22 protein-coding genes are annotated in these 26,694 nt (G+C 59.8%); 9 read left to right on the top strand and 13 right to left on the bottom strand.

The genetic code is table 11. The features are described 5' to 3' along the window. Positions 1 to 79 precede the first annotated feature (79 nt). Genes BLW11_RS22700 through BLW11_RS22710 form a run of 3 tightly spaced genes read right to left on the bottom strand, consistent with a single transcriptional unit; the run spans position 80 to position 1,456 of the window. Positions 80 to 289, bottom strand: coding sequence for a DUF1289 domain-containing protein (locus BLW11_RS22700; protein ID WP_048359967.1), 210 nt, complete (start codon positions 287 to 289; stop codon positions 80 to 82). Then, positions 286 to 810 (bottom strand): gamma carbonic anhydrase family protein, encoded by a 525-nt coding sequence (locus BLW11_RS22705; RefSeq protein ID WP_048359968.1) that lies wholly within the window; start codon positions 808 to 810, stop codon positions 286 to 288. The genes BLW11_RS22700 and BLW11_RS22705 overlap by 4 nt, the downstream gene beginning before the upstream one ends. A gap of 43 nt (positions 811 to 853) precedes the next feature. Continuing rightward, the gene (locus tag BLW11_RS22710; protein ID WP_048359969.1) at positions 854 to 1,456 is read right to left on the bottom strand and encodes a CoA pyrophosphatase; all 603 of its coding nucleotides are present in this window, start codon (positions 1,454 to 1,456) and stop codon (positions 854 to 856) included. Between the two features lie 146 nt (positions 1,457 to 1,602). Between BLW11_RS22710 and BLW11_RS22715 the strand changes: the two genes are divergently transcribed. The 7 genes from BLW11_RS22715 to nagE all read left to right on the top strand — a co-directional run bounded on the left by BLW11_RS22715 (position 1,603) and on the right by nagE (position 10,181). Next, complete coding sequence (locus tag BLW11_RS22715; protein ID WP_048359970.1) at positions 1,603 to 2,160, top strand: NUDIX hydrolase; 558 nt, start codon at positions 1,603 to 1,605, stop codon at positions 2,158 to 2,160. A gap of 35 nt (positions 2,161 to 2,195) precedes the next feature. Beyond that, on the top strand, positions 2,196 to 2,762 hold the full coding sequence (locus tag BLW11_RS22720) for a L,D-transpeptidase family protein (protein WP_048359971.1): 567 nt from the start codon (positions 2,196 to 2,198) through the stop codon (positions 2,760 to 2,762). Positions 2,763 to 3,033: 271 nt separating this feature from the next. Beyond that, on the top strand, positions 3,034 to 3,765 hold the full coding sequence (locus BLW11_RS22725; RefSeq protein ID WP_048359972.1) for a GntR family transcriptional regulator: 732 nt from the start codon (positions 3,034 to 3,036) through the stop codon (positions 3,763 to 3,765). 33 nt (positions 3,766 to 3,798) lie between these two features. Further along, complete coding sequence (gene nagA / locus BLW11_RS22730; protein WP_048359973.1) at positions 3,799 to 4,905, top strand: N-acetylglucosamine-6-phosphate deacetylase; 1,107 nt, start codon at positions 3,799 to 3,801, stop codon at positions 4,903 to 4,905. Further along, positions 4,886 to 5,908: an SIS domain-containing protein gene (locus BLW11_RS22735; protein WP_088500147.1), complete on the top strand. Its 1,023-nt coding sequence runs from the start codon at positions 4,886 to 4,888 to the stop codon at positions 5,906 to 5,908. The genes nagA and BLW11_RS22735 overlap by 20 nt, the downstream gene beginning before the upstream one ends. A 36-nt stretch (positions 5,909 to 5,944) precedes the next feature. After that, positions 5,945 to 8,455: a phosphoenolpyruvate--protein phosphotransferase gene (gene ptsP / locus BLW11_RS22740; protein ID WP_048359975.1), complete on the top strand. Its 2,511-nt coding sequence runs from the start codon at positions 5,945 to 5,947 to the stop codon at positions 8,453 to 8,455. Between the two features lie 28 nt (positions 8,456 to 8,483). Next, positions 8,484 to 10,181 (top strand): N-acetylglucosamine-specific PTS transporter subunit IIBC, encoded by a 1,698-nt coding sequence (gene nagE, locus BLW11_RS22745; protein WP_048359976.1) that lies wholly within the window; start codon positions 8,484 to 8,486, stop codon positions 10,179 to 10,181. Between the two features lie 126 nt (positions 10,182 to 10,307). On the opposite strand, the gene BLW11_RS22750 is transcribed toward nagE, so the two are convergent. Both BLW11_RS22750 and purL read right to left on the bottom strand, forming a co-directional pair. After that, positions 10,308 to 10,619, bottom strand: coding sequence for a YqfO family protein (locus tag BLW11_RS22750; protein WP_048359977.1), 312 nt, complete (start codon positions 10,617 to 10,619; stop codon positions 10,308 to 10,310). A gap of 5 nt (positions 10,620 to 10,624) precedes the next feature. Further along, positions 10,625 to 14,521: a phosphoribosylformylglycinamidine synthase gene (gene purL, locus BLW11_RS22755; protein ID WP_048359978.1), complete on the bottom strand. Its 3,897-nt coding sequence runs from the start codon at positions 14,519 to 14,521 to the stop codon at positions 10,625 to 10,627. A gap of 285 nt (positions 14,522 to 14,806) precedes the next feature. Between purL and mltF the strand changes: the two genes are divergently transcribed. Then, entirely contained in the window at positions 14,807 to 16,264 is a 1,458-nt protein-coding gene (gene mltF, locus BLW11_RS22760) for a membrane-bound lytic murein transglycosylase MltF (protein ID WP_048359979.1), read from the top strand. 93 nt (positions 16,265 to 16,357) lie between these two features. Here mltF and pdxJ read toward each other — a convergent pair whose 3' ends face one another. From pdxJ to lptF, 8 genes are all read right to left on the bottom strand, one after another. Next, positions 16,358 to 17,101 (bottom strand): pyridoxine 5'-phosphate synthase, encoded by a 744-nt coding sequence (pdxJ, locus tag BLW11_RS22765; protein WP_048359980.1) that lies wholly within the window; start codon positions 17,099 to 17,101, stop codon positions 16,358 to 16,360. Between the two features lie 50 nt (positions 17,102 to 17,151). Further along, on the bottom strand, positions 17,152 to 17,841 hold the full coding sequence (recO, locus tag BLW11_RS22770; RefSeq protein WP_048359981.1) for a DNA repair protein RecO: 690 nt from the start codon (positions 17,839 to 17,841) through the stop codon (positions 17,152 to 17,154). Positions 17,842 to 17,983: 142 nt separating this feature from the next. Continuing rightward, on the bottom strand, positions 17,984 to 18,886 hold the full coding sequence (gene era / locus BLW11_RS22775; protein ID WP_048359982.1) for a GTPase Era: 903 nt from the start codon (positions 18,884 to 18,886) through the stop codon (positions 17,984 to 17,986). Further along, positions 18,879 to 19,568 carry a ribonuclease III gene (rnc, locus tag BLW11_RS22780; protein ID WP_048359983.1) on the bottom strand — a complete coding sequence of 230 codons (690 nt, stop codon included), beginning with the start codon at positions 19,566 to 19,568 and terminating at the stop codon, positions 18,879 to 18,881. Before rnc ends, era begins: the two co-directional genes overlap by 8 nt. Before the next feature lie 260 nt (positions 19,569 to 19,828). Continuing rightward, positions 19,829 to 20,683: a signal peptidase I gene (gene lepB / locus BLW11_RS22785; protein WP_048359984.1), complete on the bottom strand. Its 855-nt coding sequence runs from the start codon at positions 20,681 to 20,683 to the stop codon at positions 19,829 to 19,831. A 5-nt stretch (positions 20,684 to 20,688) separates the two neighbouring features. Further along, complete coding sequence (lepA, locus tag BLW11_RS22790; RefSeq protein ID WP_048359985.1) at positions 20,689 to 22,488, bottom strand: translation elongation factor 4; 1,800 nt, start codon at positions 22,486 to 22,488, stop codon at positions 20,689 to 20,691. 161 nt (positions 22,489 to 22,649) lie between these two features. Beyond that, positions 22,650 to 23,711, bottom strand: a complete 1,062-nt coding sequence (lptG, locus tag BLW11_RS22795; protein WP_048359986.1) for an LPS export ABC transporter permease LptG — start codon at positions 23,709 to 23,711, stop codon at positions 22,650 to 22,652. Further along, positions 23,704 to 24,822: an LPS export ABC transporter permease LptF gene (lptF, locus tag BLW11_RS22800; protein ID WP_048359987.1), complete on the bottom strand. Its 1,119-nt coding sequence runs from the start codon at positions 24,820 to 24,822 to the stop codon at positions 23,704 to 23,706. Before lptF ends, lptG begins: the two co-directional genes overlap by 8 nt. Positions 24,823 to 25,128: 306 nt before the next feature. Between lptF and BLW11_RS22805 the strand changes: the two genes are divergently transcribed. Continuing rightward, entirely contained in the window at positions 25,129 to 26,619 is a 1,491-nt protein-coding gene (locus BLW11_RS22805) for a leucyl aminopeptidase (RefSeq protein ID WP_048359988.1), read from the top strand. The last annotated feature ends 75 nt before the right edge of the window (positions 26,620 to 26,694 follow it).

Here is a 26,694-nt window from a genome sequence, read left to right on the forward strand (position 1 = left end):
TAAATAAGGCGCACAGGGTACTTGAGGGCGTGCGCCGGGCCAAGAGCCCCTCTCCCTCCGGGAGAGAGTGAGGGCGCTCTCAGGTTTTAGAACCCAACATCCACACAACCCCGCTGGACTTCGCCCGCTCATGGCACAGCCCCAGCACTTCACGTCGCTCGGGGTTGGTCATGCGGCTCCAACGGGTGATTTCCGCCACGGTGCGCTGGCAACCGCTGCACACGTCATCGTCGTCCAGTGCGCAAATGTTCACGCAGGGCGAGGAGACCGGGCGCTCCGTCTCACTCATTGCTCTTGTACCTTCAGGTCACGGGCATAACGCTGGCCGTTCTTGACGTAGTGCGCTGCGCTGGCCTCCAGGAGTTTTTTCTGGTCCTCGGTCAGGTCCCGCACCACCTTGCCCGGTGAGCCCATGACCAGCGAACCGTCAGGGATTTCCTTGCCCTCGCCGATCAGCGAGTTGGCGCCGATGATGCAGTGTTTACCGATTCTGGCGCCATTGAGGATTACCGCATTGATCCCGATCAGGCTGTAATCGCCCACCGTGCAGCCATGCAGCATCGCGTTATGGCCAATGGTCACACCCGTGCCCAAGGTCAGCGGATACCCCATGTCGGTATGCATCACGGCGCCATCTTGCACGTTGCTGTGCTTGCCAATCAGGATCAGCTCGTTATCGCCGCGCAACACGGCGTTAAACCAGACACTCGCGCCCTCCTCCAGCCGCACCTTGCCTATCAGGGTGGCATTGGGAGCTGTCCAGCTCTCGGGATGGGTTTCGACGAGCGAGTCGCCCAGGCTGTATTTCATGCTGATGTCCTCAAGGCAGGCGTGGCTGTCTGCTGACAGCTCTTTATATGGAAATGGAGCGTTCAGGCGGGGAATGCAGGTTGATGTTGACGTCGTCGTACAGCAGGTTCATCAGCTCGACGATCATGATTGCCGTGAGCCCCCAGATTTTGTAAACGCCAAAACGGTAGCTCGGCACATACCAGCTGCGCCCCTGATAATCGATGCGATGGGTGTGCTCACGCGGGTCCTGACGAAAGAACTCCAGGGGCACGCTGAACACGGCGGCGATTTCGGCATCGTTGGCCAGGTATTCGACGTAGTCCGGCACCAGGCCGACGTAAGGCGTAACGCGGATACCGTGCAAAGAGATCAAGGGGCTGAGGGGGCCGATAATTTCGACCAGGCCCGGTGGCAGGCCGATTTCTTCTTCGGCCTCGCGCAGGGCGGTAAACACCAGGTCCGGGTCTTCCGGATCGCGGCGCCCGCCGGGGAAGGCCACTTCACCGCCGTGGGTCGACAGCCCGCTGGCACGCAGGGTCAGGATCAGCTCGGGCTCATCACTGCGCGTTACCGGCAACAGAACGGCTGCCTCAGGAAAGTAGCGTTCTGTTTCCAGCGTGCGCGGGGTGTAGCGGCTTACACGGCCAAGCAGCTCGTCCAGCATAGGTCATCTCGATCCGTCACTTATCGGGCATCATGCACCAAATCTTGCCGGGCACCCAAGCCCCACAGTGTCGCAGCCAACGATGCCGCACTTGCCGAGGGCCCGTTCCACCCCCCAAGATAAGCGCAGCACCCAGAGACCACAGCATGAAATTTTGCAATTTGTGCGGCCATTCCGTCAGCCAGCATGTCCCGCAAGGCGATTCGCGCCTGCGCTATGTCTGCGACCACTGCCACACCGTCCACTACCAGAACCCCAATATCGTTGCCGGCTGCCTGCCCACCTGGGGCACGCAAGTGCTGTTGTGCCGGCGCGCCATTGAGCCGCGCAAAGGCTACTGGACACTGCCCGCAGGCTTTATGGAGAACGGCGAGACGGTCGAACAGGCCGCCCGGCGCGAAACCCTCGAAGAAGCCTGTGCCGTTGTTGAGAACCTGAACATCTATACCCTGATCGATGTGCCGCATATTAATCAGGTGCATATTTTCTACCGCGCCGAGCTGCAAAACCTCGAATTTAGCGCCGGGGAAGAGAGCCTTGAAGTCCGGCTCTTCGAAGAAGCCGACATCCCTTGGTCAGAGCTGGCTTTTCGCACGGTCAGCCGTACCTTAGAATGCTTTTTCGCTGACCGCGCGGGAGACATTTACCCCGTGCGCAGCGAGGCTGTACCGCCTCTGGCCAGCCTGATCAAACCCCAACAATAATGCTGTTTGCCTTGCACCTCAGGAATATCCCCCTAATGCGTTGGTTGCTCGCTGCTCTCTGCCTGTCGTTTGCCGTTACTTGCCAGGCCTCTGTTGTCATCACCGTAAACGGCAAACCCGTCGATAAAAACCAGGTACTTCAGTCAACCCCGCCGGCACTGCCGATCCATACCGGGCAAAGCATCGAAAAGGTCCTGGTCCTCAAGTCTGCACGCAAGCTGCAACTGATCAGCGACGGTAAACCGATCAAGACCTACCGCATCTCATTGGGCAAACAACCCAAAGGGCCAAAAATGCGCGAGGGCGACAAACGTACGCCTGAAGGGCTGTACTGGGTCGACTGGCGCAAAAAAAGCGACAAGTTCAACCTGGCCATGCACATCAACTACCCCAATGTCAGTGACGCGGCCACCGCACGGCGTGAAGGGGTGAACCCGGGGTCGATGATCATGATCCACGGCACACCGGACAGCGAAGAAAACCCCGAAGACCTGTTCCATACCCTGGACTGGACCGATGGCTGCATCGCGATGAAAAACTACGAAATGCGCGAAGTCTGGAACCTGGTTCAAGACGGCACGATGGTTGAAATCCGCCCCTGAGCAAAAATAAATTCCAGCCGCCATACCAGCAGCATCCTCCCCCCCTCGTTTAATACCACTGCACACCGCCGGGCCCAACCGGGCCCGCAACCTCTCGGCGCCTTCGCCAACACGCTAATACCACTTAAACACCAAATAAATAACCCACCCTGCAAACCCTTGCCTGCATGGGGCAAGCTCCGATTTCGCGCATTGACTTGGTATTAAAGTGGTATTAGTTTTGCCGCATTACCGAGCGACAAAACCCACAACCGCATCGGACACATCGCCCATGAGTACGCTTCTTGCCCTACGCCCGGACGACACCCTGGCTACGCCGCTGTACCTGCAACTCGCCCGAAACCTGGAAGCCGCGATTCACGCCGGCGTCTGGAAAGCCGAGCAGGCACTGCCTTCCGAGCGCAGCCTGAGCGAACAACTGGGCCTGTCCCGCGTTACCGCCCGCAAAGCCCTGGAAGTGCTGTTCGAGCAAGGCCTGATCCGCCGCAGCCAGGGCTCCGGCACCTTTATCACCCCGCGTCTTGAGCAACCGTTGTCGCGGCTTTCCAGCTTCAGCGAAATGCTCCGGCTCAAGGGCTTTGTGCCAAGTTCACAGTGGCTGGACCGGGAAATCACCCCGCCTACCCACGAAGAACTGATCCGCCTGGCGCTGTCGCCGACCGACAAAGTCGCCCGCCTCAAACGCCTGCGCAAAGCCGATGACACCGTGATGGCCATCGAGATGAGCACCCTGCCTGCGTCGCTGATCCCACAGCCGCAGGTGATTGGCGACTCGCTTTACGAACACCTGGACCGCATCGGCAAACCGGTGGTTCGCGCCCTGCAGCACATTCAGGCAGTGAACGCCTCGGCCGAATTTGCCGCGCTGGTCGGGATCGAACCAGGTACCGCCATGCTGCTGATGACCCGGGTCGGCTACCTGGAAGACAACACCCCCATCGAAGTCACCGACACCTATTGCCGCAACGATTACTACGACTTCGTGGCCGAGCTGCGCCGCTAACCCTCATTCGACGTCACGCCCAGAGAGCCGATCATGTCTGAAGACAACATCCTCACGCCCCAAGGCTGGGTTCGCGGTCGCCTGCTGCTGCAAGGCGCCAGGGTGCTCGGCATCGAAGGCCGCCCCTGCGACCCGGCCGACAATGACCTGCCGTACCTGCTGCCCGGTTTTATCGACTTGCATGTTCACGGCGGCGGCGGCAAAGACATCATGCAAGGCAGTGAAGCCTTCGAAACCATCGCCCGCACTCACCTGCGGTTCGGCACCACGGCGCTGCTGGCCACCACCATGACCGCTCCGAATCACGACATCTGCCGTGTGCTCGGTGCCCTTGGCGATTTTTGCCAGCAGCGCCCAAGCGGCTGCGCCCGGGTGCTCGGCGTGCACCTTGAAGGCCCGTTTATCAACCCCGGCAAACTCGGCGCGCAACCCAACTTCGCCCACACCGCGCTGATGGCTGAAGTCGAGGACTACCTGGGCCTGGCGCCGATCAAGGTCATCACCATCGCCCCCGAGATTGCTGGCCACATTGAACTGATTGGCGAGCTCAGTGCCCGCGGTATCCGCATGCAACTGGGCCACACCCTGGGCAGTTATGAAGAAGGCGTGGCCGCTCTGGACGCTGGCGCCAGCAGCTTTACCCATTTGTACAACGCCATGAGCCCGCTGCATCACCGCGAGCCCGGCATCCTTGGCGCAGCGCTGGCCCATGCGCGGTTTGCCGAGTTGATCCCCGACTTGCTGCACGTACACCCCGGTGCGATCCGCGCGGCCTTGCGTGCGATCCCCTGCCTGTACTGCGTCACCGATTCAACCGCCGCCACCGGCATGCCCGATGGAGAATACCAACTGGGCAGCCACACCGTGACCAAATGCCTGGGCGGCGTGCGCCTGGCAGATGGCACGTTGGCGGGCAGCACCCTGACCATGGATCAGGCGCTGCGCAACCTGGTGAAAATCGGCCTGCCGCTGGCCGAAGCCTCGCAACGCCTGTCGCAGTTCCCGGCCGATTACCTCGGCATGGAAGACCGCGGGCGCTTGCAACCCGGCAGCTGGGCCGACTGCGTACGCCTGGACCGCTCATTGAACATCACTGCCGTCATGGTCGAAGGAGAAGCGCTTGACTTCCAAAATGCTTGAAGAGGCCCAGTCCTCGTGTGAAGCGGTCGAACGCCAACTGTTCAACCTCGACCCGTTCCTGGTCGACCTCGCCCGCGAACTGCGAGCCAACCCGCCCGATGTCGCCATGACCCTGGCCCGCGGCAGTTCTGACCATGCCGCCAGCTACTTTGCCTACTTGACCATGCAGCACCTGGGCGTGCCCGTGGCCTCGTTGCCGATGTCCGTTGTCACCTTGCGCCAGTCACCGCTGCGGGTGAAGGGGCAGGCGGTGTTTGCCTTCTCCCAGTCGGGTCAAAGCCCTGACCTGATCGACAGCCTGCGCTTGCTGCGTGAGCGTGGTGCCTTGAGCGTGGCGCTGGTGAATGCCGAGCATTCACCGCTCGAAGAGGCCAGCGCCTATACCCTGCCCCTGTGTGCCGGTGCCGAATACAGCGTGGCGGCCACCAAAAGCTTCATCGCCACCCTGAGCGCCAGTGCCCGATTGGTGGCGCATTGGGCCAATGACAAGGCCTTGCTCGAAGCCGGCCACTTGTTGCCCGCCGGCTTGCGCGATGCCTGCTCGCAGGATTGGAGCAAAGCCATCGACACCCTGCGCGATACTCAACGATTGCTGGTGATAGGCCGGGGGGCAGGCTTTGCCATCGCCCAGGAGGCCGCGCTCAAGTTCAAGGAAACCTCGACCCTGCAGGCCGAAGCCTTCAGCAGCGCCGAAGTGCGCCACGGCCCCATGGCCTTGATCGAGGAAAACTACCCGCTGCTGATTTTTGCTCCACGCGGCGTGGAACAGGCGGGCCTGCTGACCCTGGCCCATGACATGCGCCAGCGTGGCGCCCGCGTACTGCTGGCGGCCCCGAGTGATGTGCCCGAGCGCGACCTGACCCTGAGCCAGGCGGCACACCCGGATCTGGACCCGATTCTGGCGATCCAGAGTTTTTACGTGATGGCCGCAGGCCTGGCCGAAGCCCGAGGGTTAGACCCCGACCAGCCGCGCTTCTTGAGCAAAGTGACCCGTACTCACTAAGCAGTCCTTTTCCACAGGTTTAATGAGTATCGCGCCATGCACAATAATAAGAAGCTCACCCTCAACGCGCCGCTTAGCGGTCCGGTCGTCAAGCTGTCCCACGTACCGGACGACGTATTCTCCAGTGCCGTGATGGGGGACGGCATTGGTATCGACCCGCTGAACGACTGCCTGTTTGCCCCCTGTGACGGGGTGGTGGTGCATGTCGCCAAAACCGCTCATGCCCTGACGTTGCGTGCCGAAAACGGCGCTGAATTGCTGATGCACCTGGGTATCGACACCTTTGAGCTGCAAGGCGAAGGCTTTGAGCTGCTGGTAAAAAACGGCGCGCAGGTCTACAGCGGCCAGCCGCTCATTCGCTTCGACCTCGACTACATTGCACAACGCTGCAAAAGCCTGATCAGGCTGCTGGTGCTGACCAATGGCGAACAGTTTGAGTTGCAGTTTCTTGAGCAGAGCACGGCCCAGGTCGGCGAGCCTTTGCTGCACGTCGTTGCGCGTCAGGCCGTCGGGACGCCCGAGGCGACGGACAACCCGAGCCTGCAAGCCCAAGGCAGTGTGCGCATCACCCATAAAGGCGGGCTGCATGCTCGCCCGGCCGCCCTGGTGCGGCAAACCGCGCTGGGGTTCAAGAGCGCATCGCGCTTGCACATCGGGGCCAACTCAGCCCCCTGCGACAGCATTGTCAGGCTATTGGCACTGGGTATCAGCGAGCAGGATGAAGTGCAGGTCAGCTGCGAAGGCGAGGATGCCGATGCCGCGCTGCAAGCGATTCTGGCTGCACTGGGCAAAGTACGATCCGTTCCCGCCCCGCACGTATCGGCACCCGCACCGATCAGGGCCAGCAACCAACCGGGGCAGTTGAGCGGTGTATGCGCCGCCCCCGGGCTGGTCAGCGGTCCGCTGTTTTATTTGACCGGCGTACAACTGCCGCCCGACCTCGGCAATTACATCCCGGAGCAACAAATACTGGCGCTGAATACGGCTCTGGAGCAGGTGCGCGGCGAAATCCAGCTCACGCTGATCGCCGCCCGTGCGCAACGCCGGGTCGACGAGGAAGCGATTTTCGCCACCCACCTGGCCTTGCTTGAAGACAGCGCGCTGCTGCAGGCCAGCCATATCGCCATCGCCCAAGGCCGCGGTGCCGCCCATGCCTGGAGCGAAGCCATCGAGCAGCAATGCACGATTTTGAAAAGCCTGGGCAGCACCTTACTGGCCGAGCGCTCCAACGATTTACGTGATTTGCAGCAACGGGTTTTACGTGCCCTGCTGGGTGAAAGCGGGCAGTGCCAGTTACCGCCGGGCGCCATCGTCGCCGCCTTTGAGCTCACGCCCTCCGACCTGCTGATGCTGTGCGAACAGAACGTCGCGGGGCTGTGCATGGCGGCGGGCGGCGCTACCTCCCACGTGGCAATTCTGGCGCGCGGCAAGGGCTTGCCGTGCCTGGTCGCCCTCGGCCGCGAGGTCCTCGACTTGCCCGATGGCCAGCACTTGGTGCTCGATGCCGACAACGCCCGGCTGGAGTTGGCGCCCACCGCCGAACGAATCGAGCAAGTGCGCCAAACCACCCTCGCCCGCCAGCAACGCTTTGCCCGACAACAGGTGCACGCCCATGAACCGGCGCTGACCCGTGACGGCCTGCACATCGAAATCGCCGCCAACGTCGCCTCCAGCCATGATGCCGCCAGCGCCCACGCCAATGGTGCGGACGGGGTGGGGTTGTTGCGCACCGAGTTTCTGTTTGTTGATCGCAGCACTGCGCCCAATGAACAGGAGCAGATCACGGCCTACCAGGACGTACTCGATGCCATGGGCGACAAGCCCGTGATCATCCGCACCATTGATGTGGGCGGCGACAAACAGCTCGACTACTTGCCGTTACCCGACGAAGCCAACCCGGTATTGGGCCTGCGCGGCATTCGTCTGGCCCAACTGCACCCGCAGGTACTCGACCGGCAACTGCGTGCCTTGCTGCAGGTCAGCCCGACGCAACGCTGCCGCATCCTGCTGCCAATGATTACCGAGGTGGACGAGCTGCTGCATATCCGTCAGCAGCTTGATGCCCTGTGCATCGAACTGGGCCTGAGCGAGCGCCCGCAACTGGGGGTGATGATTGAGGTCCCGGCAGCGGCCTTGATGGCCGAGCAACTGGCCGAGCATGCGGACTTCCTGTCCATCGGCACCAACGACTTGTCGCAATACACCCTGGCGATGGACCGCGACCATGCCGGGCTGGCCGCGCGGGTTGATGCCTTGCACCCGGCACTGCTGCGCCTGATTGCCCACACCTGCGCCGGGGCGGCCCTGCATCAGCGTTGGGTCGGGGTGTGCGGCGCACTGGCCAGCGACCCACTGGCCACCCCGGTACTCATTGGCCTGGGGGTGCGCGAGCTGTCAGTCAGCCCGCTGCAAATAGGTGAAATCAAAGACCGGGTACGGCAACTGGATGCCGGGATGTGCCAATCCATCAGCAAGACACTCTTGAACCTGAGCAGTGCTGGCGCGGTGCGTGAAGCCTGCCGCCAGCACTGGCCATTTTCCGACTGACAACAACAAAAACAACGGAGAACCTCTCATGTATCAACACTTCATCGAAGGCCTGCAACGGCTTGGCCGGGCGCTGATGCTGCCCATTGCGATCCTGCCGATTGCCGGCCTGTTACTGCGCCTGGGCGACGCTGACTTACTGAACATCGCCATCATCCACGATGCGGGCAACACGATTTTCGCCAATCTGGCGCTGATCTTCGCCATCGGCATTGCCGTGGGATTTGCCCGCGACAATAACGGTACCGCGGGCCTGGCCGGGGCCATCGGTTACCTGGTACTGGTCTCGACCCTCAAGGTACTCGATGCCAGCATCAATATGGGCATGCTCGCCGGGATCGTCAGCGGCCTGATGGCCGGGGGGCTGTACAACCGCTTCAAGGACATCAAACTGCCGGAGTACCTGGCGTTTTTTGGGGGCAGGCGCTTTGTGCCGATTGTCACCGGGTTTGCCGCTGTGGGCCTGGGCGTGGTGTTCGGCCTGATCTGGCCGCCGATCCAGAACGGCATCAACAGCCTGGGGGTCTTGCTGCTCGAAAGCGGCAGCATCGGGGCGTTCATTTTTGGCGTGTTGAATCGACTGCTGATCATCACCGGGCTACACCACATCCTCAACAACATGGCGTGGTTCGTGTTCGGAAGCTTTACCAACGAAGCCGGGCAAGTAGTGACCGGCGACCTGACCCGTTACTTTGCAGGCGACCCAAAGGGCGGGCAGTTCATGACCGGCATGTTCCCGGTGATGATGTTCGGCCTGCCTGCTGCGTGCCTCGCGATGTACCGCAATGCCCTGCCGGAGCGGCGCAAACTGATGGGCGGGATATTCCTGTCACTGGCGCTGACGGCATTTTTGACCGGCGTCACCGAGCCCATCGAATTTGCCTTCATGTTCCTCGCGCCCCTGCTCTACATGTTGCATGCATTGCTGACCGGGCTGTCGATGGCCATCACCAACCTGCTGAACATCCATTTGGGCTTCACCTTTTCCGGCGGTGCCATCGACATGTTGCTGGGCTGGGGCAAGTCCACCAATGGCTGGATGATCTTTCCCATCGGGCTGGTGTACTTCGCTATTTACTACGTGGTGTTCGATTACTGCATCCGCCGCTTCAAACTCAAAACCCCGGGCCGTGAAGACAACCCGGTGGCAGAAACCGCCGACCTTACCGGTCAGCAGCGCGCCAACGCCTATATCCAGGCCCTGGGTGGCCCGGACAATCTGATCACCGTAGGTGCCTGCACCACCCGCCTGCGCCTGGAATTGGCAGACCGTAGCAAAGCGCAGGATGACGCGCTTAGAGCCCTGGGCGCCATGGGCGTGATGCGTCCCGGCCGTGCGGGCAGCTTGCAAGTAGTCGTAGGCCCGACTGCCGATAGCATGGCCGATGAGATACGTTCGGCCCTCTCGCAGCTCAACCACCAGCCAGCCGAAGCCACGGCTCAGGCCGCAGTGGAAGAACCGGTACACAAGATGGAACCCGGGCACGCACAAAAATGGCTGGCCGTGTTGGGGGGCCGCAACAATCTATTGCAAGTTGAGTGCGTGGCGCTTACCCGCTTGCGGGTCAAGCTGGCGAACGAGAATTTGCTGTCTGAGGATCTGCTCGATGCATTGGGCAGCCAAGGCATCAGCCAGCACGCCGATGGCGTTTGGCATGTGGTCGTGGGGAAAAAGGCGCAGGGGTTGAGCGAGGTGTTGGGGGAACTGATCAGGCACGCACGGTAACGGAGCCTCTGTGGGAGTGAGCCTGCTCACGAAGGCCGTTAACGATAGCGCGTGTTTACTGAGTAAATGCGGTGTTCTTGAGACTTTCGCGAGCAGGCTCGCTCCCACGTCAGATCATGGTGGGGTTTACAAATCCGCTAAACGCCACACTTCATAAGCGGGCGTTTCATACGGGTGGCTGTGCTTGAGCGCAGCCACCACGTCGTGGATCAGATCGTCCGCGACGACCAGCTCAACTTTCCACTCCCCGACATATTCGACCTGGCCGGTTTGCCCGATAAACGGCTGACTGCCGTCCAGCGCGCGAAACTGGCCCTGGCCCAAGGTCTGCCAAGCGCAGTGGTCATAATTGCCGATCCGCCCGCCACCGGCGGCGAATACGGCATTTTTGACCACGTCCACATGGCTTGGAGGAACGAAGAAGCTGAGCTTGTACATCGCTTTTAATCGACCCACACGCGAGCGTTACGGAACATACGCAACCACGGCGCGTCTTCGTTCCACTCTTCTGGACGCCACGAGTTCTGCACGGCGCGGAACACACGCTCAGGGTGCGGCATCATGATCGTCACACGGCCATCACGGCTGGTCAGGCCGGTAATCCCGCGCGGCGAACCGTTCGGGTTAGCCGGGTAGCTTTCGGTAACCTTGCCGTGGTTGTCGACGAAACGCATCGCCACGCAACCCGACAGATCCGCCTCAAGCAGGGCTTCAGGGCTCGCAAATTCAGCGTGACCTTCGCCGTGAGCGATCGCGATTGGCATGCGCGAACCGGCCATGCCCTGCAGGAAGATCGAGTTCGACTCCTGCACTTGTACCATCGCCACGCGGGCTTCGAATTGCTCGGAACGGTTACGCACAAAGTGCGGCCAGAACTCGCTGCCCGGAACCAGTTCGCTCAGGTTGGACATCATCTGGCAACCGTTGCACACACCCAGGGTGAAGCTGTCGGTACGTTCGAAGAAGCCCTGGAACGCGTCACGTGCACGGGCGTTGAACAGCGCCGACTTGGCCCAGCCTTCACCGGCACCCAGTACGTCGCCGTACGAGAAGCCGCCGCAGGCAACCATGCCCTTGAACTCGTTCAGGTCGACTCGGCCGGCCAGAATATCGCTCATGTGTACGTCGATTGCGTTGAAGCCGGCACGGTCAAACGCCGCGGCCATTTCAACCTGACCGTTGACGCCCTGCTCACGCAGTACGGCCACTTGAGGGCGAATGCCTTTCTTGATGTACGGCGCGCTGATGTTCTCGTTGACATCAAAGCTCAGCTTGACGCTCAGCCCTGGATTATCTTCTTCCAGCAGTACGTCGAACTCTTGATCGGCACACTCGGCGTTATCACGCATGCGCTGGATCTGGTAGCTGGTCTCAGCCCACTGACGCTGCAGCAAACGGCGCTGACCTTCAAATACGGTCTGGCCATTGAACTCGATGCTTACATCGTCACAGTTGCGCGGCTGGCCAATAACCGACACGCAATCGCCCAGGCCGGCAGCGCTGAACTGCGCAAGGATGTCAGCCATGGAGTCCTGACGAACCTGAATCACCGCACCCAGTTCTTCGTTGAACAGGATGGCAGGGATGTCAGCAGCCGTTTCAGCCAGGCCGTCGAGCACCAGGTTGACGCCGCAGTGACCGGCAAACGCCATTTCCATCACGCTGGTCAGCAAACCACCGTCGGAACGGTCGTGGTAAGCCAGCAGGTGACCATCGGCATTCAGGCCCTGGATCACGGCGAAGAAGGCCTTGAGGTCTTCCGCGTCATCAACGTCAGGGGCCTGATTGCCCAGCTTGCCGTAAGTCTGGGCCAGGATCGAGGCGCCCATACGGTTTTGGCCGCGGCCCAGATCGATCAGAACCAGGTCGGTCAGGCCCTTGTCCATACGCAGTACGGGGGTCAGGGTCTGGCGAACATCCAGCACCGGAGCAAAACCGGTAACCACCAGCGACAGCGGCGAGGTAACCGTCTTGTCTGTGCCGTCTTCGTTCCAGCGGGTTTGCATCGACATCGAGTCTTTGCCCACTGGAATGGTGATGCCCAGCTCAGGGCACAGTTCCATGCCGACAGCTTTTACGGTGTCGTACAGACGGGCGTCTTCGCCCGGGTGACCGGCCGCCGACATCCAGTTGGCCGACAGCTTGATGTCGCTGATCTTGCCAATACGCGAAGCCGCGATGTTGGTCAGTGTTTCGCCGATGGCCATGCGGCCCGATGCCGGAGCATCCAGCAGTGCCAGCGGAGTACGCTCGCCCATGGCCATGGCTTCACCGGTGTAAACGTCGAAGCTGGTGGCGGTGACGGCAACGTCAGCCACAGGCACCTGCCACGGACCGACCATCTGATCACGGGCAACCAGACCGGTGATGGTGCGGTCGCCGATGGTGATCAGGAAGCTTTTGCTGGCCACGGCCGGGTGATGCAGAACACGCTCAACGCACTCGCCGATGCTCAGCGCAGACGGGTCGAAGTCGTCGCCCATCTCGGCTTCACGCACTGCCGAACGGTGCATGCGCGGCGCCTTGCCCAGCAATACTTCCAGTGGCATGTCCACCGGGTTGTTGCCGAAGTGGCTGTCCGTCACGGTCAGTTGCGGCTCGGCAGTGGCTTCACCGACTACGGCAAACGGGCAACGCTCGCGTTCGCAGATCGCCTGGAAGCGGTCGAAGTCTTCGACGCCCACGGCCAGAACGTAACGTTCCTGGGACTCGTTGCTCCAGATTTCGTGCGGGGCCATGCCCGGCTCGTCGTTTGGAATGTTGCGCAGTTCGAAACGGCCACCGCGGTCGCCATCGTTCACCAGTTCAGGGAATGCGTTGGACAGACCACCGGCACCCACGTCGTGAATGAAGCTGATCGGGTTCTTGTCACCCAGCTGCCAGCAACGGTCGATCACTTCCTGGCAACGGCGTTCCATTTCCGGGTTTTCGCGCTGTACCGAGGCGAAGTCCAGGTCAGCCGAACTGGCGCCTGTGGCCATGGAGGAAGCTGCGCCGCCGCCCAGACCGATCAGCATCGCCGGGCCACCCAGCACGATCAGCTTGGAGCCAACGGTGATTTCGGCTTTCTGTACGTGTTCGGCGCGGATGTTGCCCATGCCGCCGGCCAACATGATTGGCTTGTGGTAACCACGGACTTCTTCGCCACGCGGGGTGGTGATCGACTGCTCGAAGGTACGGAAGTAACCGGTCAGGGCCGGACGGCCGAATTCGTTGTTGAACGCAGCGCCGCCCAGCGGGCCTTCGATCATGATGTCCAGCGCGGTAACGATGCGCTCAGGCTTGCCGTACGGCACTTCCCACGGCTGTTCAAAGCCCGGGATGTTCAGGTTGGACACGGTGAAACCGGTCAGGCCGGCCTTTGGCTTGGCGCCACGGCCGGTAGCGCCTTCGTCGCGGATCTCGCCACCGGAACCGGTCGCAGCACCCGGGAACGGGGCGATGGCGGTCGGGTGGTTGTGCGTCTCAACCTTCATCAGGATGTGCACAGGCTCCTGCACCGCGCCGTACTGGCGGGTTTCAGGGTCCGGGAAGAAACGCCCTGCCACGCTGCCGACGATCACGGAAGCGTTGTCCTTATAAGCAGACAGAACGCCTTCGCTGTGCATCACGTAGGTGTTCTTGATCATGCCAAACAGGCTTTTTTCCTGGCTCTGGCCGTCAATATCCCAACTGGCGTTGAAGATCTTGTGGCGGCAATGCTCGGAGTTGGCCTGGGCAAACATCATCAGTTCGATGTCGTGCGGGTTGCGGCCCAGACCGTTGAAAGCAGTGACCAGATAGTCGATTTCGTCTTCGGCCAGCGCCAGACCCAACTCGACGTTGGCTTTTTCCAGCGCGGCGCGACCGCCACCCAGCACGTCAATCGCCGTCAACGGCTTGGGTTGGGCGTGGCTGAACAGGCCGGCAGCCTGCTCGAGGTTGCCCAGCACGATTTGCGTCATGCGGTCGTGCAATGCAGCACTGATCAGCTCGGCATCAGCGTCGCTGAACTGGCCAGCCACGTAGAACGCAATACCGCGTTCCAGACGCTGGATTTTGGCCAGGCCACAGTTACGGGCAATGTCACTTGCCTTGCTCGACCAAGGGGAAATGGTGCCAAACCGCGGCAACACCAGGAACAGTCGGCCACTCGGCTCTTGGACCGGCACGCTAGGGCCGTACTTCAGGAGACGGGCCAGTACCTGCTGTTCATCGCTGGTCAGCTCACCGGTAGTCTCGGCAAAGTGGGCGAATTCAGCATACAAACCACTGACAGACGGAACCTTGAGGCTCAGTTGTGCTAGGAGTTTGCTGTGGCGAAAGGCAGAAAGGGCAGGAGCGCCGCGCAGGATCAACATCTTCGGGACAGCCTCGGGAGGGGTATGCTTTGAGGCCCGGCATTCTAGCCTAAACCGTTCGCTACGGCACCCGAAACGGCACACCTGACACACACCAAACGTCACTAATCGACCAAAGCCTTATTCTTTATAGCTATCAGCCGCCTTGTAGATGCTCATTTCTGATCTTTACAGAGCGCCCTACCCCCCATTTCATAAGGGTTTCAGCGATTTTGGCGGCCATTATCAGAATGACCGAAAATTGTCGAGATATGGCACCTGTGCTGCTTTGCGTATACTGCGCGGATGTTTTCTCTAACTGTATTCCGCCAGCGCTGCGCCAGATGGCTCTTCGCAACCGGACTCTTCCTGATGCTCGGTGCCTGCGTTGAAAAACCAAGCACCCTTGAGCGCGTAAAGGAGGATGGGGTACTGCGGGTGATTACCCGTAACAGCCCCGCGACCTATTTCGAGGATCGCAATGGCGAGACCGGCTTCGAATACGAGCTGGTGAAGCGCTTTGCCGATGATCTGGGGGTCGAGCTTAAAATCGAAACAGCTGACAACCTGGACGACATGTTCAACCAGCTGAGCCAACCTGACGGCCCGGTTTTAGCTGCTGCCGGCCTGGTCAGCAGCGAGAATCGCCTGCAACAAGCCAAGTTCTCCCATCCGTACCTCGAAGTTACGCCACAGATCATCTACCGTAACGGCCAATCACGCCCTACGTCTGCTGCCGATCTGGTGGGCAAGCGCATCACCGTGCTCAAGGGCAGCTCCCACGCCGAGCAACTGGCCGAACTCAAAAAGCAGTACCCCGGGATCGAGTACGACGAATCCGACGCCGTCGAAGTCGTCGACTTGTTGCGCATGGTCGACGAAGGCCAGATCGACCTGACACTGGTCGACTCCAATGAAGTGGCGATGAACCAGGTGTACTTCCCCAACGTGCGCGTGGCCTTTGATCTGGGCGACGCCCGCAGCCAGCGCTGGGCGGTGATGGCCGGCGAAGACAACAGCCTGCTCAACGAGATCAATGCGTACCTGGACAAGGTCGAAAAAAACGGCACCCTGCAGCGCCTCAAGGATCGCTACTACGGGCATGTGGACGTGCTGGGTTACGTCGGCGCCTACACCTTCGCCCAGCACCTGCAACAGCGCCTGCCCAAGTACGAGAAGTTCTTCAAGGAAGCCGCCAAGAAGGAACAGATCGACTGGCGCCTGCTGGCAGCCATGGGCTATCAGGAATCCTTGTGGCAACCCACCGTGACCTCCAAAACAGGCGTGCGCGGCCTGATGATGCTGACCCAGAACACCGCGCAAGCGATGGGCGTTTCCAATCGGCTGGACGCCAAGCAGAGCATCATGGGCGGCGCCAAGTACCTCGCACTGATCAAGAGCGAACTCGACGATGACATCCAAGAGCCTGACCGTACCTGGTTTGCACTGGCGGCTTACAACGTCGGCGGCGGTCATCTGGAAGACGCACGCAAGCTGGCCAAGAAAGAAGGCCTGAACCCGAACAAGTGGCTGGACGTAAAGAAAATGCTGCCTCGCCTTGCGCAGAAGCAGTGGTACAGCAAAACCCGCTATGGTTACGCCCGGGGCGGCGAGCCAGTGCACTTCGTGGCCAACATCCGTCGTTACTACGACATCCTGACATGGGCCACACAGCCGCAACTTGAAGGCGACCAGGCCGCTGACAGCAAGCTGCACATCCCCGGCATCGACAAGACCAAGCCCAAGGAAGAGCCGCAGCTGTAGAGCGCAGTCTGTAGAGCTTCTGTGGGAGCGAGCCTGCTCGCGAATGATCTTCGCGAGCAGGCTCGCTCCCACGAATGATCTCTGTAGCCGTTTTTAAACCTTCGCTGCTGCCACAATCAGTGCTTTCATCTCGGCCACAGCCGACTTGAAGCCCACGAACAACGCATGGGCCACCAGCGCATGACCGATGTTCAGCTCATTGATGCCCTTGATCGCCGCCACGGCCTCGACGTTGTGGTAGTGCAGGCCATGACCGGCGTTAACGATCAACCCCTGTGCCAAACCAAATGCCACGCCATCGGCCACGCGCTTCAGCTCTTGCGCCACATCGGTCGGTGTCAGTACATCGGCATAACGCCCGGTATGAAGCTCAATCGCTGGAGCACCGACGCGTTTTGACGCCGCAATCTGACGCTCATCGGCATCGATAAACAGCGAGACTTCGCAACCGATCTTGGCCAGACGCTCTACAGCTGCCTTGATGCGCGCCTCTTGCCCGGCAACATCCAGACCGCCTTCGGTGGTCAGTTCCTGGCGGGTTTCAGGCACCAGACAGATATGAGCCGGGCGAATGCGCTCGGCAAAGACCATCATCTCTTCAGTGACGCCCATTTCGAAGTTCATGCGCGTTTGCAGCACATCCTTGAGCAACAACACATCGCGCTCTTGAATATGTCGACGGTCCTCGCGCAGGTGCACGGTGATGCCGTCGGCGCCCGCCTCTTCGGCGTCCAGCGCAGCCTTGACCGGATCAGGGTAACGCGTGCCGCGAGCCTGACGCAGCGTGGCTACGTGGTCGATATTCACGCCGAGAAGAATGCGATTGCTTGAGGTCACGGGGGCTCTCCTGAAGAGTTGAAGATTCGGCGCACAGCATACCGGTCTATTCAGGGCTTGCGAAACAACTCGCGACTGGCCAGCGGCTTGCCGGCCAAATGAACGGCCAATGCCTGACGCATCAGGCGCTTGGCGCCGGACAAGGCGCCAGGAGCAGCCCAGTCCGCCTCGGCCATCGCATGCAGCTGCGCGCCCTGAAACAGCCCCGGCTGTTGCAGCCAAACCCGCTCCAACCCTGCATCAACTTGCAGGCGGTACATGCCATCGGCCTCTACCGGCTCGTCGTGAATATCGACGGTCAGCGAAAAACCGTAGCCCAGATCGTCCAGCAAACGCCATTCGAACGCCCGCAGCAAAGGCTCCAGCGGCCGGCCTTCGGCCAGCGCCAACAAGGTCGCTGCGTAGTGATCAAAGACAGCAGGATGAGGGTCTTCAGCCGGTAACAGACGAATCAGCAACTCGTTGAGATAGAGACCGCTGAACAGCGCTTCGCCACTGAGCCAGGTTGAAATCCCGGCGCTTTCCATGCGCCCGACGTTTTTCAACTCACCGCGCCCGCGAAACTCGATTTCGAGCGGAACAAAGGGCCGGGCCAGCGTACCCGCCTTGCCCCGCGCACTGCGCAGCACCGCCCGCAGCCGACCTTGTGGCGTGATGAAATCCACCAAAGCACTGGTTTCGCGGTAAGGGCGGCTGTGCAGCACGTAAGCGAGTTGGGCTGTGGGGGCTTTGCTGGACATGGAGTGTTCGTATACGCCTGAAATCACCGTGGGAGCGAGCCTGCTCGCGAAGACCTCAAAAGCGCAGCGATTATCCAGTAATCATGCGCTATTGATAATGACCTTCGCGAGCAGGCTCGCTCCCACAGGGATAGTGCTGTGTTTACAGGTCGCCGTAGCCCAGGGAACGCAGAGCGCGCTCGTCATCGGACCAGCCGCCTTTCACTTTAACCCACAGGTTAAGCATGACCTTGGAGTCGAACAGCAGCTCCATATCCTTGCGCGCTTCGGTACCGATGCGTTTGATACGCTCGCCCTTGTCGCCAATGATGATTTTCTTCTGACCATCACGCTCAACCAGAATCAAAGCATGGATATGCAGGGTTTTGCCCTGCTGCTTGAACTCTTCGATCTCGACCGTGATCTGGTACGGCAGCTCTGCACCCATCTGGCGCATGATCTTTTCACGTACCAGTTCAGCGGCCAGGAAGCGGCTGCTGCGGTCGGTGATCTGATCTTCCGGGAAGAAGTGGTCGTTCTCCGGGAGGTGATCGGCGATCACACGTTCAAGCGCGTCGAGGTTGTGACCATGCTGAGCGGAGATCGGGATGATCTGGGCGTTCGGCAGTTGCTCCTGAAGCCAGCTCAGGTGCGTCATCATTCCGGCTTTATCTTCGATACGGTCAGTCTTGTTCAGCGCGACGATCAACGGGCCGGTCACGTACTGCACGCGCTCAAGCACCATCTGGTCTTCGTCGGTCCACTTGGTGCGGTCTACGACGAAAATCACCACGTCGACGTCTTTCAACGCCGCCGAAGCGGTTTTGTTCATGTAACGGTTCAGGGCTTTTTCGCCGCCTTTGTGCATGCCCGGGGTATCAACGTAGACCGCTTGCACGTTGCCTTCGGTCTTGATGCCCAGCATGTTGTGGCGGGTGGTCTGGGGCTTGCGCGAGGTGATCGCCAGCTTTTGGCCCAGGATGTGGTTCAGCAGTGTGGATTTACCCACGTTTGGTCGACCAACAATGGCAACGTAGCCACAGCGAGTTGCAGTTGAATCAGTCATGGCCATTCTCCACGCCAAGGGCTATCAGTGCTGCGGCGGCCGCTACCTGTTCGGCAATACGACGGCTCACACCCTGACCCCGGCTTTTTTCATTCAATAGGGCAGTTTCGCACTCAACGAAGAACGTGCGGCAATGCGGTTCGCCCTGAATATCCACCACTTCGTAACGCGGCAGGTCACAGGCACGCGACTGCAAGAACTCTTGCAGGCGGGTCTTTGGATCTTTATTGGTGTCGACCAGGGTCAGGGTCTCGAACTCGCTGGCCAGCCAGGCCAATACGCGGTCGCGGGCGGCATCCATGCCCGCATCCAGGTAAATGGCGCCAATCAGCGCTTCAAGGGCATCTGCCAGGATCGATTCACGGCGAAAACCACCGCTCTTGAGCTCGCCAGAGCCCAGGCGCAGGTACTCGCCCAACTCAAAACCACGGGCCAGTACGGCCAGGGTTTCGCCTTTAACCAGGCGTGCGCGCAGGCGCGACAACTGGCCTTCACGGGCCAACGGGAAGCGGTCAAACAGCGCTTCGCCGGCAACAAAATTGAGAATGGCATCACCCAGAAACTCAAGACGCTCGTTATTGCGCCCCGCGAAACTGCGGTGTGTCAGGGCCAGAATCATCAGCTCCTGGTCTTTGAAGGTATAGCCGAGCTGACGCTCTAAACGTTCTAAAGAAAAACTCACGATTTACCCACGCTGAGTTCGTGGCCGAATGTCACCACCGGACCGATATTAGGGATCAGTGATGCTCGTTTATCGCATAGCAAATGGACAGGGAACAGACTGTTCGCCGCCGTCACACTTAACGCTTTGTTCAAATCCACATCCTGAATACTGTTGACCGACATGCCTGAAGCGGCAGACGGCCTTGCGAACCGCAAGACGTACGATTTGTTCGTACGCCTGAAAAGCATTCGGCGCTGTTATTAACAGCGCCGTCTTGGCTACTTGATCAGACCAACCCGCGAGAAGTTAGGCAGGTTGCTCGCCTTGGGTTCCGGCCAGCTCATCCAAACAGCGAAGGCCTTGCCGACAATATTCTTGTCGGGAACCATGCCCAGCTCGTATTTGGGAATGTTCGGATCATCCCAGTAACGGCTGTCGTTCGAATTGTCGCGGTTGTCGCCCATCATGAAGTAATGCCCGGCCGGAACCGTCCACTCCTTGTCAGGTGGCGCGCGATAGCGGCTCATTTCCTTGCGGATCATGTGCTCGACTTCGCCCAGTTTTTCTTTGTACAGCTCTGCGCTGCCCAAAGTGCCGGGTTCTGCACCCACCAGCTGCTCGGCAACGAGTTGGTCGTTGACGTACAGCTTCTTGTCGCTGGTGTAGCGAATCTTGTCGCCCGGCAGGCCGACTACACGCTTGATGTAGTTAACCGTCGGGTCGCTTGGGTAGCGAAACACCATCACATCGCCCCGCTTCGGATCACCCACTTCGATGATTTTCGTGTCGAGGACCGGCAAGCGGATCCCGTACGAAAATTTATTCACCAAAATGAAGTCGCCCACATCCAGGGTCGGCTTCATCGAGCCGGACGGGATCTGGAACGGCTCAACCAGAAACGAACGCAGCACCAGCACGATGAACAACACCGGGAAGAACGACTTGCCGTATTCAACCAGCAACGGTTCTTTGTTGAGCTTTTCGACGACCTGCATATCAACCGGCGTGACACTGGCTTGATAGTTGGCAATGGCCTTGCGCCGGCGAGGAGCCAGGAAGACCAAATCGAGCAGCGCCAGCAAACCGCACACGGCAACAGCAATGACCAGCAACAGCGGGAAATTTAGTGACATAGGACCTAGCTATCCAACCTGAGCACTGCAAGGAAGGCTTCTTGTGGAATTTCCACGTTACCCACTTGCTTCATGCGTTTTTTACCGGCTTTCTGCTTTTCCAACAGCTTGCGCTTACGGCTAACGTCACCACCGTAGCATTTGGCCAGTACGTTTTTTCGGAGCGCTTTAACAGACGAGCGCGCAATGATTTGGCCACCAATGGCAGCCTGAATTGCCACATCGAACATCTGACGCGGAATCAGCTCTTTCATCTTCTCGGTCAACGCACGCCCTTTGTAGTGAGCGTTGTCGCGGTGAACAATCAGTGCCAGGGCATCAACTTTTTCGCCGTTGATCAGTACATCGAGCTTGACCAGATTGGCCGACTGATAACGGTTGAAATGGTAATCAAGCGAAGCATAGCCGCGACTGGTGGATTTGAGACGGTCAAAGAAGTCCAGAACCACTTCGTTCATCGGCAAATCGTAGGTCACTTGTACCTGAGTACCCAAGAACAGCATGTCGTGTTGAACGCCACGCTTTTCAATGCACAGGGTAATGACGTTACCCAGGTGCTCTTGAGGCACAAGGATATTGGCGCGCACGATTGGCTCGCGGATGTCTTCGATGGAAGACACGTCCGGCAGCTTGGACGGGTTATCGACGTAAATCGTTTCGCCAGTCTTGAGCAGCAGCTCGAAAATTACGGTTGGAGCCGTGGTGATCAGGTCCAGGTCGTACTCGCGCTCCAGGCGCTCCTGGATGATCTCCATGTGCAACATGCCCAGGAAGCCGCAACGGAAGCCGAAGCCCAGTGCATCGGAGCTTTCCGGGGTGTATTGCAGCGACGAGTCGTTCAGCGTGAGCTTTTGCAGGGCTTCACGGAAGTCTTCGAAGTCGTCGGAGCTGACCGGGAACAAGCCCGCATACACCTGTGGCTGAATGCGCTTGAAACCTGGCAGTACGTCAACGTCCGGAGTAGTGCTCAGGGTCAGGGTATCGCCCACTGGCGCACCGTGAATGTCCTTGATGCCGGCGATGATGAAGCCTACTTCACCGGCTTTCAGGTCAACGGTAGCCGTGTGCTTGGGGTTGAATACACCCACGCTGTCTACCAGATGCATCTTGCCGGTGGACTTGACCAGAATCTTGTCGCCCTTTTTCACGCGGCCGTGGCGCACGCGAACCAGGGACACAACGCCCAGGTAGTTGTCGAACCAGGAGTCGATGATCAACGCTTGCAGCGGATCTTCGTAATTACCGGTTGGCGCAGGAATGGTGTGCACCAGGCGCTCAAGCACCTCGTCGACACCCAGGCCGGTCTTGGCGCTGCAGGTCACGGCATCAGTGGCATCGATACCAATGATTTTTTCGATCTCTTCCTTCACGCGATCAGGATCGGCCTGTGGCAGGTCGATCTTGTTCAGTACCGGCATGACCTCAAGGCCCTGCTCGATCGCGGTGTAGCAGTTGGCAACGGATTGGGCTTCTACGCCCTGCCCCGCATCCACTACCAGCAAGGCACCTTCACAGGCCGCCAGGGAACGGCTGACTTCGTAGGTGAAGTCAACGTGGCCCGGGGTATCAATGAAGTTCAGCTGATAGGTAATGCCGTCTTTGGCCGTGTAATACAAGGTAACGCTGTGGGCCTTGATGGTGATCCCGCGCTCACGCTCGAGGTCCATGGAGTCCAGTACCTGGGCTTCCATTTCGCGGGCGCTCAGGCCACCGCACATCTGGATAAAACGATCGGCCAGCGTCGACTTGCCATGGTCAATGTGGGCGATGATGGAGAAATTGCGGATATGACTCAAATCACTCACGGGTCAACACTCAAAAAAGTCGCAGGCAGACTGCCCGCCGAAAAATAGCCGGGAATTGTACCTGATCCTCTCGCCAAGCGTCACGTTCACAGGCCAATGGACCCCCACAAAAAAGCCCCTGTCGCGAGATAGGGGCTCCTGGCGAACTCAACAAAGGCGTGTCAGCCCGCTCGACGCAACAGCCAGATACCGGCCAACGCACAGATGGTAGCCGGCAGTAACACCGCAAACAGCGGCGAGAAACCGAACACCAGGCTCATCGGCCCCAGCAGGTCCTGGGCGATCTTGAAGGTGAAGCCCACCAACACCCCGGTAAACACCCGCTGACCAAGCGTAACAGAGCGTAACGGGCCGAAGATGAAAGATATGGCCATCAACACCAGCGCTGCCATCACCAGCGGTTGCAGTACCTTGACCCAGAAAGCCAGCCAGTAACGACCGTTGTTCAGGCCCTGGTCTTTCAGATAGTGGATATAGCTCCACAAACCCGCGATCGACAGCGATTCAGGCGCCATGACCACGGTATTGAGCAGCTGCGGGCTCAACGCCACGTTCCAGCGCTCTTCAGGCACCTTGATGACTTCAGTGCTGCGGTCGTGGAATACGGTCGTGCTCACATCGCTCAGCAGCCATTGGCCCTGTTCGAACTTGGCCTTCCTGGCGAAGCTGGACGACAACATATGGCGTTCGTTATCAAAGCGGTACCGGGTCACGCCATAAAGCAGACCGTCTGGCTGAACCGCGTTGATATGGATGAACTCATCACCCTGGCGGTGCCACAGGCCATGCTTGGAGCTTTGCGCGTCACCACCACCCTGTGCCAGTGCACGGTTGGCCTGAGCCATATTCTCGGTAGGCGGCACCACGTACTCGCCTATCAGCACACCGGCCAGCATCAGCACCAGCATGGGTTTCATCACGGCCCAGACGATGCGCCCGAGGGACACACCCGCCGCACGCATGATGGTCAGTTCGCTGTTGCTGGCAAGGCCACCCAAGCCGATCAGACAGCCGATCAATGCTGCCATGGGCAACATTTCGTACAGACGGCGTGGAGCGGTCAGCAATACGAAGCTGAAGACATCCATGATGGTGTAGCTGCTGCTGATACTGCGCATCTCGTCGATCAACGCGAACAACAACGCCAGACCCAGGATAATCCCCAGTACAGCCATGATTGCATACAACACACTGCTACCAATGTAGCGGTCGAGCTTAACCACGGGTCATCTCCTCGGCACTACGGCGACTCGCCAGTTTCAAGCGCAGCGGCTCCCAATACATCAGCCCCAGACCAATGACCAGGAACAGGGCATGCACCCACCACAAGCCCAGCACCAATGGAATCTTGCCGCCTTCAAGAAGACCCCGACCCCAGGTCAGCATGCTCAGATAGCTCATATAAAGAAGAATGGCCGGCAACAGCTTGAGGAAACGCCCCTGACGCGGGTTAACCCGTGACAGCGGTACTGCAATCAAGGTCACGATAAACACCAGAAACGGAAAGGCAATACGCCACTGCAACTCAGCAACCGCACGCGGCTCCGGGTTACCTATCAGGCTCTTCGTGGGCATCGCATCGCGGTCCGTTACGTCATTGCTGACATCCGGCTTGGGCAGCAGCACGCCATAAGTGTCGTACTTGATGGCGCGATAATCTGCCAGCCCCGGGTTGCCGTCATAGCGATAGCCATTGTCCAGAATCAGCCAGCGACTGCCATCGGCACGGACTTCCTGGCGCCCCTTCTCGGCTACCAGCACCGAGATGCTGCGATCCTTGGCGTCCTGCCCGAGGTTTTTTTGCGTAATGAAGACGCCGGACAAGTGGGCCCGGTCATTGGTCAGCTCTTCGGTATAGGTCACCCGTGAACCGTCACTCAACGACTGGAAGCGACCTGCCTCCAGGGTGTCGAATTCGGTCAGGGCATCCTGCTTGTTGAGCAACAACTGAAATTCGTTCGCCCCCTGGGGCGCAAGGCTCAGGCTGAGCCAGGCCACGATCAACGCAACCAGTGCGGCAGGTGCCATGGTCATGGCCAGCAAACGCTGCTGGCTCATGCCGGTAGCCGACAGCACGGTCATTTCGCTTTCAAGGTACATGCGGCCATAGGACAGCAGAATGCCCAAAAACAGGCCCAGCGGCAGAATCAGCTGCATGAAGCCGGGCAGACGGAAACCCATGATCAGGAACAAAGAGCCCGGATCCAGGGCGCCCGAGGCGGCCTGAGCCAGATATTTGATGAAGCGGCCGCTCATGATGATGACCAGCAGCACAGCGCTGACAGCGCTCAATGTAAGCAGGACTTCGCGGAATAGATAACGGAAGACGATCAAACCAGACACTCCAGGGTCGTCAGGCTAAGGCGGCCAAACAAGCGGCATAACGAGTCGACACAAGCTCATGATGATGAGCCTAGCCGTTTAAAAAGATGGCGCATTATCCTGTGAATGGCCGCCCCTGTCACTGCGCAGTCTTGAAAGTGGCAAGTTGGCCCTATACGAGGGTTGTCAGGCCCGACCGACGGGGTTCAAACTGCCCGCCTTGACGCCCGCCTTGATCACAGGTGAAGCGCCTCCTCTATAAGCAAGCAAACCGCAGTGTTTGTGCGCATGTTGACCATTTGATTCAGGGACCCCGACATGGAACTGGTTGTAAAAAGCGTTAGTCCAGAAACGTTGAAAACGGCCACTCTCGTGGTCGCCGTCGGCGAAGGTCGCAAGCTGGGCCCTACTGCCAAAGTCATCGATGAACTCACCGGCGGCGCCATCAGCGCAGTCCTCAAGCGCGGCGACCTCGCCGGCAAGACCGGTCAAAGCCTGCTGCTGCACAGCCTGCCAAACCTCAAAGCCGAACGCGTGCTGCTGCTGGGCACTGGCAAGGATGAAGAACTGGGCGACCGCCCGTTCCGTAAAATCATCAGCGGTGCACTTGGCATCCTTAAAGGCCTGGGCGGCAGCGATGCCGTGTTTGCCCTCGACGAACTGGTGGTCAAGGGTCGCGACAGCTACAGCAAGACCCGCCTGCTGGCAGAAACCCTGGTCGACGGTGAATACACCTTCGACCGTTTCAAAAGCCAGAAGGCCGAACCCCGGGCCCTGAAAAAAATCACCCTCCTGACCATCAAAGCCGCACAGGCTGAAGTCCAGCGCGCCGTGACCCATGCCCAGGCCATTGCTGCCGGCATGTCGTTCACCCGTGACCTGGGCAACCTGCCGCCCAACATCTGCCACCCGACATTCCTGGCAGAACAGGCCAAGGAGCTGGGTAAAGAGTTCAAAGGCCTGAAAGTCGAAATCCTCGACGAGAAGAAAATCAAAGAACTGGGCATGGGCGCGTTCTACGCCGTGGGCCAGGGCAGCGATCAGCCTCCGCGCCTGATCGTGATGAACTACTCGGGCGGCAAAAAATCCGAGAAGCCGTTCGTCCTGGTCGGCAAAGGCATTACCTTCGACACCGGCGGCATCAGCCTCAAGCCGGGCGCCGGCATGGATGAAATGAAGTACGACATGGGCGGCGCCGCCAGTGTGTTCGGCACCCTGCGTGCCGTGCTTGAACTCAAGCTGCCGATCAACCTGGTGTGCATTCTGGCCTGCGCCGAAAACATGCCGAGCGGCGGCGCTGCACGTCCGGGCGACATCGTGACTACCATGAGCGGCCAGACCGTTGAAATCCTCAATACCGACGCCGAAGGCCGCCTGGTGCTGTGCGATGCCCTGACCTACGCCGAACGCTTTAAACCCCAGGCCGTCATCGACATCGCCACCCTGACCGGCGCCTGCATGGTTGCACTGGGTGCTCACACCTCGGGCCTTATGGGCAACAACGACGAGCTGATCGGCCAACTGCTGGAGGCCGGCAAACAAGCCGACGACCGTGCCTGGCAACTGCCGTTGTTCGACGAATACCAGGAGCAACTGGACAGCCCGTTTGCCGACATGGCCAACATCGGCGGCCCTAAAGCCGGCGCCATCACCGCAGGCTGCTTCCTGTCGCGCTTCGCCAAGGCCTATCACTGGGCTCACCTGGACATCGCCGGCACGGCATGGGTCAGCGGCGGCAAGGACAAAGGCGCCAGTGGCCGCCCTGTACCCCTGCTGACCCAGTACCTGCTGGATCGCGCCAACGCTTGAAGCTGACAATCGACGGCTGCGCCGCTTGACGGCGGTGCAGCCCCGATTCAGGAACCGCAATGACCCCAGAACCAA

This window comes from Pseudomonas deceptionensis (assembly GCF_900106095.1).
GTDB lineage: Bacteria > Pseudomonadota > Gammaproteobacteria > Pseudomonadales > Pseudomonadaceae > Aquipseudomonas > Aquipseudomonas deceptionensis.